This is a genomic window from Gordonia sp. Swx-4 (genome assembly GCF_030316175.1).
GTDB classification, from domain to species: Bacteria; Actinomycetota; Actinomycetes; order Mycobacteriales; family Mycobacteriaceae; genus Gordonia; species Gordonia alkanivorans.
Genome location: NZ_CP128197.1, coordinates 2,799,193 through 2,811,050, shown reverse-complemented (window position 1 = coordinate 2,811,050; position 11,858 = coordinate 2,799,193). Strand labels below are relative to the sequence as shown.

Annotated in this window: 9 protein-coding genes and 1 tRNA gene; 7 read left to right on the top strand and 3 right to left on the bottom strand. The window is 68.4% G+C overall.

Annotated elements, in window-relative coordinates:
• Positions 1-27: 27 nt before the first annotated feature.
• Positions 28-786 (bottom strand): TVP38/TMEM64 family protein, encoded by a 759-nt coding sequence (locus PWF70_RS12745; RefSeq protein WP_006360436.1) that lies wholly within the window; start codon positions 784-786, stop codon positions 28-30.
• A gap of 164 nt (positions 787-950) precedes the next feature.
• Between PWF70_RS12745 and PWF70_RS12740 the strand changes: the two genes are divergently transcribed.
• The 3 genes from PWF70_RS12740 to meaB are packed head-to-tail and all read left to right on the top strand — an operon-like array spanning position 951 to position 6,165.
• Positions 951-2,885: a methylmalonyl-CoA mutase family protein gene (locus PWF70_RS12740; protein WP_006360435.1), complete on the top strand. Its 1,935-nt coding sequence runs from the start codon at positions 951-953 to the stop codon at positions 2,883-2,885.
• On the top strand, positions 2,882-5,167 hold the full coding sequence (scpA, locus tag PWF70_RS12735; RefSeq protein WP_006360434.1) for a methylmalonyl-CoA mutase: 2,286 nt from the start codon (positions 2,882-2,884) through the stop codon (positions 5,165-5,167). The genes PWF70_RS12740 and scpA overlap by 4 nt, the downstream gene beginning before the upstream one ends.
• On the top strand, positions 5,167-6,165 hold the full coding sequence (gene meaB / locus PWF70_RS12730) for a methylmalonyl Co-A mutase-associated GTPase MeaB (RefSeq protein ID WP_006360433.1): 999 nt from the start codon (positions 5,167-5,169) through the stop codon (positions 6,163-6,165). The genes scpA and meaB overlap by 1 nt, the downstream gene beginning before the upstream one ends.
• Before the next feature lie 42 nt (positions 6,166-6,207).
• Here meaB and PWF70_RS12725 read toward each other — a convergent pair whose 3' ends face one another.
• Positions 6,208-7,245, bottom strand: a complete 1,038-nt coding sequence (locus tag PWF70_RS12725; protein WP_006360432.1) for a nucleoside hydrolase — start codon at positions 7,243-7,245, stop codon at positions 6,208-6,210.
• Positions 7,246-7,350: 105 nt separating this feature from the next.
• Here PWF70_RS12725 and PWF70_RS12720 point away from each other — a divergent pair, with 105 nt between their 5' ends.
• The gene (locus tag PWF70_RS12720) at positions 7,351-8,595 is read left to right on the top strand and encodes a M23 family metallopeptidase (protein ID WP_035751558.1); all 1,245 of its coding nucleotides are present in this window, start codon (positions 7,351-7,353) and stop codon (positions 8,593-8,595) included.
• A gap of 81 nt (positions 8,596-8,676) precedes the next feature.
• Positions 8,677-9,606 (top strand): mechanosensitive ion channel family protein, encoded by a 930-nt coding sequence (locus PWF70_RS12715; RefSeq protein ID WP_006360430.1) that lies wholly within the window; start codon positions 8,677-8,679, stop codon positions 9,604-9,606.
• Positions 9,607-9,674: 68 nt separating this feature from the next.
• Here PWF70_RS12715 and PWF70_RS12710 read toward each other — a convergent pair.
• Positions 9,675-9,760 (bottom strand) — tRNA-Leu (locus PWF70_RS12710).
• A gap of 107 nt (positions 9,761-9,867) precedes the next feature.
• Here PWF70_RS12710 and PWF70_RS12705 point away from each other — a divergent pair.
• Both PWF70_RS12705 and PWF70_RS12700 read left to right on the top strand, forming a co-directional pair.
• Entirely contained in the window at positions 9,868-11,202 is a 1,335-nt protein-coding gene (locus PWF70_RS12705; protein ID WP_006360429.1) for a M20/M25/M40 family metallo-hydrolase, read from the top strand.
• 61 nt (positions 11,203-11,263) lie between these two features.
• Positions 11,264-11,809, top strand: a complete 546-nt coding sequence (locus tag PWF70_RS12700; RefSeq protein ID WP_006360428.1) for a YbhB/YbcL family Raf kinase inhibitor-like protein — start codon at positions 11,264-11,266, stop codon at positions 11,807-11,809.
• Positions 11,810-11,858 lie beyond the last annotated feature (49 nt).

The following is an 11,858-nucleotide window of genomic DNA, read 5'->3' as shown; positions in this document are numbered from 1 at the left end:
ACTGATCAAGCCTTTTGGCTGGACCGATCAATCATCAGAACTTGATTCGTCCTTCTCAAGTCTGGGAGGTTGAGGGCTTCCGGTGGTCACCGGCAACCGAGCGTCGAGGACCAGTCCGGCGATCCCGACCGCGAAGAGTGCTCCGCTGATCAGAAGCTGCGCGGGGTTGGTGTCGCCGGTCAGCGAATCGCCGAGCATCACCACCGCCGCGGTTCCGGGGGCCATGCCGATGATGCTCGCCACGGTGAACGGCAGTGGCCGTACCGAAGACAAAGCCGAGCAGTAGTTGGCGACGGAGAACGGACAGGCCGCGATCAGGCGGAGCGAGCCGACGGCCAGCCAACCGCGCCGTTCCAGGCGGTACTCGACGGCCTTGACGACCGGCTTCTTGAGAAACGGTCGCACCCGGTCGCGGCCGAGCACACGCACGAGTCCGAAGGCCGCGACCGCCGCGATCGACGACGCGATCATCGCGCCCACGAAGCCGACGACGGGGCCGAAGAAGATCCCGGACATGACGGTGAAGGTCGAGCGGGGGATCGGGGCGATCGTGACAACGGCGTACGCCGTGAAGAACAGCCACGGAAAGGCCGGACCGAGGTCGTCGCCCCAGGCGCGGACGCTGCCGATCGAGGGGAGCGGGATGAAGTAGGAGCCGAGCAGGACCAGGGCCACGACCGCCGCTGCGACGAGTGCGCGCCGGACGACCCGCCGGTCGAAGGTGACGCGGCGTCGGCTGCCCGTCGCGTCGGGTGTCACCTCGGTGACGGGAGCTGGCTCGGGCACCCGGACACTCTACTCCGGACTGCACGGGGCGCCTCGACGTCGCGACCTGCTCGCACCCGTTGCGTGGTCCATTTCACGCCGACCTCGGTGATGGGCCGAGCGAGCGATCGGCTAAGGTCGTGTACGCGCTCGCACAGAGCATTCACGGAGGTGTGCTTCCCCACATGCCACAGCAAACTGACCAGCCCAAACCCGAGTCAGATCTCGATGGCGCCTACCAGGCGTGGTCGAAGGCCGCCGCGGCCGTTCTGGCGAAATCGCGTCGGGTGGACGTCGACGAGCTCCCGGATACACCGGAGGCCCTGCTCTCGACCGACACCGCCGACGGGCTGACCATCCGGCCGCTGTACACACGTCGCGACGAGACGACCGAACCCGGCCTGCCGGGCCGGTTCCCGTTCGTCCGCGGCGCCGATCCCGCCCGTGACGTGACCACCGGGTGGCGCGTCACCGAGCGGTTCGGCGACGACGAGACCCCGGCCGAGGACGTCAACGAACTCGTTCTCGAGGCGATGACCAACGGCACCAGCGGACTCTGGCTGTCCGTCGGCAAGCCCGGTGGCGGTCTCGGTGTCACCGACCTCGCCGCCGTCCTGCGCGGCGTCTACCTCGACCTCGTGCCGGTGACGCTCGACGCCGGCACCGAGGGCATCGCCGCCGCCCGGGAACTGCTGGCGCTCAAGGAGAAGGCGCAGGCCGCACCGGTCGCCGCCGCTCCCACCGCGGCGACCACGCATTCCTTCGGGCTCTCGCCGCTGACCGCGGCGTTCTCCGGCCGGGCCACGGTCGACGCCGACGAGGCCACGGCGCTTGCCGCGTCGAACCTCCCCGTCGGGGTCCGGACCTTCCGCGTCGACGGCAGCGACTTCGCAACCGCGGGTGCCGACAACGGCCTCGAACTCGCCCTCGTGGTGGCCGCCGCGGTGGCGCACCTGCGTGACCTGACCGCCGCCGGCCTGACCGCCGAGGCGGCCCTGAACCAGATCACCTTCGGTGTCTCGGCCGACGACGACCAGTTCGCGACGATCGCCAAGTTCCGTGCGCTGCGCAAGATCTGGGCCCGTGTGGCCGAGGTCGTCGGTGCACCCGACGCCGGTGGGGCGATCACCCACGGCGTCACGGACCTGTCGATGTACTCCCAGCGTGACCCGTGGGTCAACATGCTGCGCAGCACCATCGCCGCCTTCGGCGCGGGTGTCGGCGGCGCCGACCAGCTGACGGTCCTGGCCTACGACGCGACGATCCCGGCGGACAAGCGCACCTCGAGTGCGTCCTTCTCACGCCGCATCGCCCGCAACACCCAGCTGCTGCTGCTCGAGGAGTCCAACATCGGACGAGTCCTCGACCCGGCCGGCGGTTCGTGGTTCGTCGAGTCGCTGACCGACGACCTCGCCGCCAACGCCTGGGCCGTCTTCACCGAGGTCGAGGCCGCCGGTGGCTACCGCGCCGCCCTGGACAACGGCTGGATCGCCGAGAAGGTCGAGGCCTCGCTGGCCCGCCGCGACGCCGAGGTCGCGCACCGTCGCATCTCGGTCACCGGTGTCAACGAGTTCCCGAACATCGACGAGCGGGCCCTCTCCGACGCCCAGGGCGTCCCGGCGTCGAACGTGACCGACGTGGTCACCGGAACCCCGAAGCTGGCCCGTGTCGGCCGTGCCTTCGAAGCGCTGCGCGACCGGTCCGATGTGGTGCTCGCCGAGCAGGGTGCGCGCCCGTCGATCCTGCTCATCCCGCTGGGCAGCGTCGCCGAACACAACGGTCGCACCACGTTCGTGGCCAACCTGCTGGGTGCCGGCGGCATCACCGTCGTCAACCCGGGTCCGCTGACCGCCGACCAGATCGGCGACGCGTTTGCCGGTGCGAACACCCCGATCGCGGTCATCTGCGGCACCAAGGCCCGCTACGCCGAGGAAGGTCCGGCGGCCCTCGCCGCCGCCCGCGCGGCCGGTCTCGCCAAGGTCCTGCTCGCCGGTCCGGACCGGGAATGGCCCGAGTCCGGCGATCGTCCGGACGGTTCGCTGCGGGTCGGCATCGACGCGGTGAGCACGCTCTCCGAACTCCTCGATCAGCTTCTCTCAACCTCGGGAGCGACGGCATGACCCAGACCGAACCCAAACTGTCACAATCCAACTCGGCCCGGTCGATCCCGAGCTTCGCCGGGGTCGAGCTCACCGACGGAACGGCGGCAGCAGCAGCCGGACCGGGCGCGCCCGTCACCGAGGAACTGGCGTCGGCGCACGGCTACTCGGTCGACCAGGTCACCTGGAACACCCCCGAGCAGATCGACGTCGCGCCGGTGTACACCCGGACCGACCGGAACGCGATCCTCGACGACGCCGAGCACCCGTACCCGCTCGACTCGGTTCCGGGTGAGGCGCCGTTCATCCGTGGCCCGTACCCGACGATGTACGTGAACCAGCCGTGGACGATCCGCCAGTACGCGGGCTTCTCGACCGCCGCCGAGTCCAACGCCTTCTACCGCCGCAACCTCGCGGCCGGCCAGAAGGGTCTGTCGGTGGCCTTCGACCTCGCAACCCACCGCGGCTACGACTCCGACCACCCGCGCGTCGCCGGCGACGTCGGCATGGCCGGTGTGGCGATCGACTCGATCCTCGACATGCGTCAGCTTTTCGACGGCATCGACCTGGGCAACGTCTCGGTGTCTATGACGATGAACGGTGCGGTGCTGCCGATCCTGGCGCTCTACGTCGTGGCGGCCGAGGAGCAGGGCGTGCCGCCGGAGAAGCTGGCGGGGACCATCCAGAACGACATCCTCAAAGAGTTCATGGTCCGCAACACCTACATCTATCCGCCGAAGCCGTCGATGCGGATCATCTCGAACATCTTCGAATACACCAGCCAGAAGATGCCGAAGTTCAACTCGATCTCGATCTCCGGCTACCACATCCAGGAAGCCGGCGCGACCGCCGACCTGGAGCTGGCCTACACGCTGGCCGACGGCGTCGAGTACATCCGCGCCGGTCTCGAGGCCGGTCTCGACATCGACAAGTTCGCTCCGCGTCTGTCCTTCTTCTGGGGCATCGGCATGAACTTCTTCATGGAGGTGGCCAAGCTGCGCGCGGCGCGTCTCCTGTGGAGCGAGCTCGTCGCCGAGTTCGGTCCGAAGAACGCCAAATCGCTGTCGCTGCGCACGCATTCGCAGACCTCGGGCTGGTCGCTGACCGCGCAGGACGTGTTCAACAACGTGGCCCGCACCTGTGTCGAGGCGATGGCGGCGACCCAGGGTCACACCCAGTCGCTGCACACCAACGCGCTCGACGAGGCGATCGCCCTGCCGACCGACTTCTCGGCCCGTATCGCGCGCAACACCCAGCTGCTGCTGCAGCAGGAGTCGGGTACCACCCGCCCGATCGACCCGTGGGCCGGCTCGAACTACGTCGAGACGCTGACCCACCAGCTGGCGCAGAAGGCGCGCAAGCACATCCGCGAGGTCGAAGAGGCCGGCGGCATGACGCAGGCCATCAACGAGGGTCTGCCGAAGCTGCGCATCGAGGAGGCCGCGGCCCGCACCCAGGCCCGTATCGACTCGGGTCAGCAGCCGCTGATCGGCGTGAACAAGTACCAGGTGGCCGACGACGAGGAGATCGAGGTCCTCAAGGTCGAGAACTCCAAGGTGCGCGCCGAGCAGCTCGAGAAGCTCAACACCCTTCGCACGCAGCGTGATTCCGCTGCGGTCGAGGCGGCCCTGGCCGACCTGACCCGCGCCGCGGCGTCGTCGGAGGGTGGCATGGAGAACAACCTGATGGCCCTGGCCATCGAGGCTGCGCGTCATCAGGCGACGGTCGGGGAGATCTCCGAGGCGCTCGAGAAGGTCTATGGTCGCCATCAGGCCGAGATCAAGACGATCAGCGGGGTGTACCGACATGAGGCAGGCGAGGTGAGCAACATCGACGCGGCCATCGAGGCAGTGCGCCAGTTCGCCGAGGCCGAGGGTCGCCAGCCGCGCGTGCTGGTCGCCAAGATGGGTCAGGACGGCCACGACCGCGGCCAGAAGGTCATCGCGACGGCGTTCGCCGACCTCGGCTTCGACGTCGACGTGGGCCCGCTGTTCGCCACGCCGGAGGAGGTGGCCGCCCAGGCCGCCGACAACGACGTGCACGTGGTGGGTGTGTCCTCGCTGGCAGCCGGTCACCTCACCTTGGTTCCCGCCCTGCGGGAGGCGCTCAAGGAAGTGGGGCGCGAGGACATCATGATCGTCGTCGGCGGTGTCATCCCGCCGGGCGATTTCGCCGAGCTCTACGAGGCCGGCGCCGCCGCGATCTTCCCGCCCGGATCGGTCATCGCCGACTCGGCCGTGGAGCTCATCGGCAAGCTCGCCGACACCCTCGGCCTGGAGCTGCCCGGGGTGGCCGCGAACTGATGGCGGACAGTCCTCGGCGTCGGGTCGACGTCGACGCGCTGGCCGATGCCGTCCTGGCCGATCGCCGCGCCGACCTGGCGCGCGCGATCACCCTGGTGGAATCCAAGCGCCCCGATCATCGGGCCGCCGCCCAGGAATTGCTGCTGAAGCTGACCCCGCACGCGGGCAACTCGTTCCGGGTCGGCATCACCGGCGTTCCGGGCGTTGGCAAGTCGACGACCATCGAAGCGCTCGGCATGCACCTGGTCGAGCTCGGGCACAAGGTGGCGGTTCTCGCCGTCGACCCCAGTTCGACACGCACCCGCGGGTCGATCCTCGGTGACAAGACCCGTATGGGCCGCCTGTCGACGGAGAAGAACGCCTACATCCGGCCGTCGCCGACGTCGGGCACGCTCGGCGGTGTGGCCAAGGCGACCCGTGAGTCGATCGTGCTCGTGGAGGCCGCCGGCTTCGACGTCGTGCTCGTGGAGACCGTCGGCGTCGGGCAGTCCGAGGTCACCGTCGCCAACATGGTCGACACCTTCACCTTCCTGACGCTGGCCCGCACCGGGGATTCGTTGCAGGGCATCAAGAAGGGCGTCCTGGAACTCGCCGACGTGGTCGTGGTGAACAAGGCCGACGGCAAGCACCTCAACGAGGCGAAGGGTGCGGCGCGCGAACTTCGCAACGCGCTCGGGCTGATCTATCCGCACGACGCCCTGTGGACGCCGCCGGTCCTGACGATGAGCGCGATCGAGAAGACCGGCGTCGACGAGTTCTGGAACACGGTCGTCAAGCACAACCAGACCCTCAGGGAGGCCGGCGAGTTCACCGCCCGCCGCAACCAGCAGCAGATCGACTGGACGTGGTCGATGGTCCACGACATCGTGCTCAGCAGGCTCGCGGAGTCGCCCAGCGTCCGCGACATCCGCGACGAGGTCGAGGACGAGCTGCGCGAAGGTGTGTTGACGCCGGCACTCGCCGCGCAGCGCATCGTCGACGCTTTCGACAACAGGTAGGTGAAGTCGGCGATCTGAGCCGAGTCGCCTCACGGTTCGACCCTATGCGGGTGCGTGCCTGAGGTTTCGGACGAAGGCGCCGATCGTCTCGATCAGGTCGTGGAAGACGGCGTCGAGGTCGGTGGCGGTGGCGATCCGGGCGTTCGGGCCGAGCGGCGACATCCAGCGTTCGTCGGCGACCGTCATGCCGCGGGTGAGGGTGCCGACGAGTTCGACGTCGACCCGCGCCGGGATGGTCGTGACGAGGTCGGGGTTCAAGGCCACCATCGCCGCGAACGGGTCGTGGAGGTGGGCGATGTAACCCTCGTCGTGGTCGTGGTGGAACTCGAAGTAGAAGCGCAGGGCGTCGGTGAGGTGCCGGATGATCTCGTTGTCCGCGACCGAGCGCAGACCCCGTTCGTCGCCCGGGTCAGGGCGTTCCAGGGGCGAACTCCCCGCTGCGGCGGACAGGCGCACCACGTGGCCGGGGGTCAGCACGACCTGTTCGGTGAGATCCAGCGCGCACACGATGGGCTCCGGCGCGCCGTCGGTACCGAATGCGGCGAAGACCTCGGCGGCGGCCTCCGGGTCGACGGCGACGTTCCACTCCGAGGTCGGCGTCGTGTTGCCGTGGGTGTGGAAGGCCCCGCCCATGATCACGAGGCGGTGGAGGCGGGCGGGCAGTGCGGGGTCCCGGCGGATCGCGGTCGCCAGCGAGGTGAGCGGACCGGTCACCAGCCCGACCAGTTCTCCGTCGTGCGTGCGCGACGCCTCGATCCACGCATCCGGGGCGTCGAGGTGGCTCGGCGTGCTGGTCGGGGTGGGCAGCGTCGCGTGACCGACCCCCAGCGGTCCGTGCGTGTCCTCGGTCGTCATGAGTTCGGCGACGAGCGGCGCGGCCGGCCCGACGTGAACGGGGACCTCCGGGCGGCCGCAGAGTTCGAGCCAGGCGAGGTTGTTGGTGGTGACCACGTCGACGGGGACGTTGCCGGCCGTCGAGGCGATGCCGACGAGGTCGACGTCGGCGCGCGCCAGCAGGTAGAGGAGTGCGACCGAATCGTCGATGCCGGTGTCGCAGTCGAAGAACAGGCGCTGGGTCACGTCACAATTGTGCCCGGTGTGCGGAGGGTCGCCCCGGGGATCCCTAGTATTCCGACGCAGGAAGCCGGGGCGGATCGCCGTCGGCGCGGCCGCGGAGGAACGCACATGCACACACCACGACGTCCATTCGCGGTCCTCGGGGTGTGCGCAGCGCTCGTCCTGTCCGCCTGTGGCGGCGGCGAGGAGAACGGAGATGGTACGGCGGTACCGGTTCCGCCCGACCCGGTCCTCACCCCGGTCGTTGGGTCGGTGATGTTCGCTCCGACGCCGTTCGCCGGGTCGGACGGCGCCGATCACCTCGTCTACGAGGTGTCGCTGACCAACTTCATGCGCACCCCGGTGACCATCACCGGCGTCAAGGCGCTCGACGCAGGGGTGGACGGTACCCCCGAGCTGCTCGGCCTCGACCAGGCCGATGTCGGGGAACGGCTCAAGCCCACCGGGGCGCCCTCCGTCCCGCCGAGACCCGGTGTGCCCGAGGGATACTCGGACGTGCTCGCACCGGGGCAGAACGGCGTCCTGTTCCTGCATCTGAAGTTCGAGGGAGCGGCGCCGACGAAGCTCGTCCACGAGATCTCGGTCCGTGCCGACGGGGCGCCGCCGGAGATGCGGGAGACCACCGAGCGGATCGCGGAGGTCGAGGTGAACGACGGTGTTGTCCCCGTCCTGGGTCCGCCCCTGATCGGCGAGCACTACATCGCCGCCGACGCCTGCTGCGACGCGGTCCGGCACACGCGCGCGATCCTGCCGTTGGACGGCGCTCCCGTCGTCGCCCAGCGATACGCGGTGGACTGGGAGCAGGCCGGACCCGACGGCAAGATCTTCGTCGGTGAGGCCAGGAACCCGGCGAGCTACCGGATCTTCGGCGACGACGTGCTCGCCGTCGCCGACGGCTCCGTCGTCGCCAGCCGCAACGACCTGCCCGAACAGGTACCGGGGGAGTTCCCCGCGAACCTGCCGATCGCCGAGGCCGACGGCAACAACCTCGTCCTCGACATCGGCGACGGGTTCTTCGTGAACTACGCCCACATGCAACCCGGTTCGGTGCGATTCGAGCCGGGGGACCGGGTACGACGCGGCGAGGTCATCGGCAAGGTCGGCAACACCGGCAACTCGGTCGCACCCCACCTGCACGTCCACGTCATGAACGGGCCGTCGTTCCTGATGTCCCAGGGTGTGCCGAGTGTCACCGACCTGTTCACGATCACCGGCCGAGTGGCCGGCACCGCCGCCTTCGACGCCTCGGAGGGCACCGGTGTACCGCTCGAGATGGCGCCCGGTGTGACCGTCTCCACACAGCAGGACCGGATGATCCTCGATCAGAACGTCGTCACCTTCCGCGCAGGCTGACAACGGTTTTCGGCGTCGACACCGACGCTCTCGGGTCGATCCCGACTGGACAACGAATTCAACGTCCGTACGGTCGGGGTCATGACCATTCAGAACCTGGCCTTCGAATGGACCGAGACGAATCGCGAATGGATCATCGAGAATCCGATCCGCATCGCGGCCTACATCCTGGCCGCACTCGTCGTGCGTTTCGCCATTCACCGCACCATCGACCGGGCGACCCGTCCACGCTCGCGGGACGGTGAGAAGTCGCGTGGAGCGACCCTCATGCGCGGTCTGCGGCCCAAGACGGTGACGACCGAACGCAGCGCCCAGATCGCCGCCCGGCGCGCGCAGCGGGCCGCCACCATCGGTTCGGTGTTGAAGTCGACGGTGTCGATCGTGTTGCTCGTCTGGGTGGTGCTGTCGGTGCTGAGTGTCCTCGGCGTGAACATCGCGCCGTTCATCGCCTCGGCCGGAATCGTCGGTCTGGCGATCGGCTTCGGTGCCCAGAATCTGGTCCGCGACTTCGTCACCGGGGTGTTCATGCTCCTCGAGGACCAGTACGGGGTCGGCGACATCGTCGACCTCGGCGAGGCCATCGGCGAGGTGGAGACCGTGGGTCTGCGCGTCACCACGCTCCGCGACATCGACGGCACCCTCTGGTATGTCCGCAACGGCGAGATCGCCCGCGTCGGCAACATGAGCCAGGAGTTCGCGGTCGCACGCGTCGACACCCCGGTTGCGCCGGGCGCCGACATCGACAAGGCGCAGCGGGTCGCCGCCGAGGCGGCACGTCTGGCCGTCGAGGAGGACGACACCGACATCCTCGGAGCCATCGAGATGCTCGGTGTGCAGGAGGTGTCCTCGGATCAGGTCGTCCTGCGCCTGACGGTCAAGACCAAGCCGAACGGGCAGTGGGCCGTGCAGCGCCGGCTGCGACGCGCCATCCTGCAGGCCTTCGTGGAGAACTCCATCGCCCTGCCGTACTCGCGCGCCTGGGGTTCGTTGCTGGAGACCGCCGGCACCTGACCTCCGATCAGGGTGAACCAACGAGAAAACCCCCGGCCGGAGCCGGGGGTTTTCTCGTTGTTCTGCGGTGTCCGAGGGGGGACTTGAACCCCCACGTCCGTTAATAGGACACTAGCACCTCAAGCTAGCGCGTCTGCCATTCCGCCACTCGGACTTGCTTTGCTGCGTTGCTCCGGAGGGGATTTCTCCCCGCCATCTCGCGGCAGCGGGATAACACTAACCGAGGTTGCCCGTGTATCCCAAATCCCGTAGGAGTGAGGGGTGTCTTCACAGTCTGCGACCACTGAAGTAGTCGATCTCGTCAGCCGGTTGATCCGGTTCGACACCTCCAACACGGGGGAGCCGGAAACCACGAAAGGCGAGGAAGAGTGCGCCAAATGGGTGGCGCAGCAACTCGAGGAAGTGGGATACACCACACAGTACGTCGAATCGGGTCGTCCGGGCCGCGGGAACGTCTTCGCACGCCTCGCCGGACCGCCTGACTCCGACCGCGGTGCCCTCCTGATCCACGCCCATCTCGATGTCGTGCCCGCCGAGCCGGCGGACTGGAGCGTCCACCCGTTCTCCGGTGCGGTCAAGGACGGCTACATCTGGGGACGCGGTGCCGTCGACATGAAGGACATGGCCGGCATGGCGCTTGCGCTGGCCCGCCAGTTCAAGCGCGACGGCACCGTCCCGCCGCGCGAGATCGTCTTCGCCTTCCTCGCCGACGAAGAGGCCGGCGGCACCTGGGGTGCCCACTGGCTCGTCGAGAACAGGCCCGACCTCTTCGAGGGGATCACCGAGGCGGTCGGCGAGGTGGGTGGCTTTTCCCTGACCGTCGACCGACCGGACGGCACCCAGAAGCGCCTGTACCTCGTCGAGACGGCGGAGAAGGGCCTGGGCTGGATGCGACTCACCGCAGAGGCCCGTGCAGGTCACGGCTCATTCCTGCACGCCGACAACGCGGTGACCGAGGTGGCCGAGGCCGTGGCACGGATCGGTCGGCACACCTTCCCGCTCGTGATGACGGAGTCGGTGAGTCAGTTCCTCGCCGAGGTGAGCGCCGAGACCGGACTGGACTTCAGCCCCGACGCACCCGATCTGGAGACGTCGCTGTTCAAGCTCGGCGATCTCGCCCGCATCATCGGCGCGACGCTGCGCGACACCGCCAACCCGACCATGCTCAAGGCCGGATACAAGGCCAACGTCATCCCGCAGAAAGCCGAAGCCGTCATCGACTGCCGCGTGCTGCCCGGACGGCAGAAGGCCTTCGAGAAGGAGATCGACGAGCTCATCGGGCCCAATGTGACCCGTGAGTGGATCACCCACCTCGATTCGTATGAAACGACGTTCGACGGCGACCTCGTCGACGCCATGAACAACGCCATCCTCGCCCACGACGAGCTGGGAAAGACGGTGCCCTACATGCTCTCCGGCGGCACCGACGCCAAGGCGTTCGCCAAGCTGGGGATCCGGTGCTTCGGCTTCGCGCCGCTGCAACTGCCGCCCGACCTCGACTTCGCGGCGCTCTTCCACGGAGTCGACGAGCGGGTGCCGGTCGACGCGGTTCTGTTCGGCACCAAGGTGTTCGAACACTTCCTGCTCCACAGCTGAACGCTCACATAGAGTGTTGGACAGATCGTTCCGATGCGCGAAACGTCAGAAAGGTGAACACATGTCGTCCTTCGACCCGTACTCCCCGCTACCGAGTCTGCCCGGTTTCACGCTGACCTCGGAAAGCCTCACCGACGGCTCGCCGCTGGCCAACGGTCAGGTGAGCGGAATCATGGGCGCGGGTGGAGATGACCTGTCACCGCAGCTGAGCTGGTCCGGATTCCCCGCGGAGACCAAGTCTTTCGCGGTCACCGTCTACGACCCCGACGCACCCACCGCGTCCGGATTCTGGCACTGGGCCGTCGCCGACATCCCCGTGTCGGTCACCAGCCTGCCCGAGGGCGCCGGTGATGAGGACGGCTCGGGCCTGCCCGACGGTGCCGTGACGCTCACCAACGACGCCTCGCTGCGCCGCTACATCGGTGCCGCACCGCCTCCCGGTCACGGCCCGCACCGCTACTTCGTCGTCGTGCACGCCGTCGACACCGAGTCGCTGAACCTGCCCGAGGCGGCCACCCCGGCCTACCTCGGTTTCAACCTGTTCTCCCACGCGATCGCCCGTGCGACCCTGGTCGGCACCTACGAACAGCCCGGCGAGAACGTCTGAGAAGCAGAACAACGACAATGGCGTCCCGACCACTGGAGGTCGGGACGCC

What these genes read in the sequence shown, in the direction of transcription:
- PWF70_RS12720 (WP_035751558.1), top strand. Translation starts at nt 7,351, where the DNA reads ATGCACACACCACGACGTCCATTCGCGGTCCTCGGGGTGTGCGCAGCG.
- PWF70_RS12715 (WP_006360430.1), top strand. Translation starts at nt 8,677, where the DNA reads ATGACCATTCAGAACCTGGCCTTCGAATGGACCGAGACGAATCGCGAA.
- PWF70_RS12700 (WP_006360428.1), top strand. Translation starts at nt 11,264, where the DNA reads ATGTCGTCCTTCGACCCGTACTCCCCGCTACCGAGTCTGCCCGGTTTC.
- PWF70_RS12740 (WP_006360435.1), top strand. Translation starts at nt 951, where the DNA reads ATGCCACAGCAAACTGACCAGCCCAAACCCGAGTCAGATCTCGATGGC.
- scpA (WP_006360434.1), top strand. Translation starts at nt 2,882, where the DNA reads ATGACCCAGACCGAACCCAAACTGTCACAATCCAACTCGGCCCGGTCG.
- meaB (WP_006360433.1), top strand. Translation starts at nt 5,167, where the DNA reads ATGGCGGACAGTCCTCGGCGTCGGGTCGACGTCGACGCGCTGGCCGAT.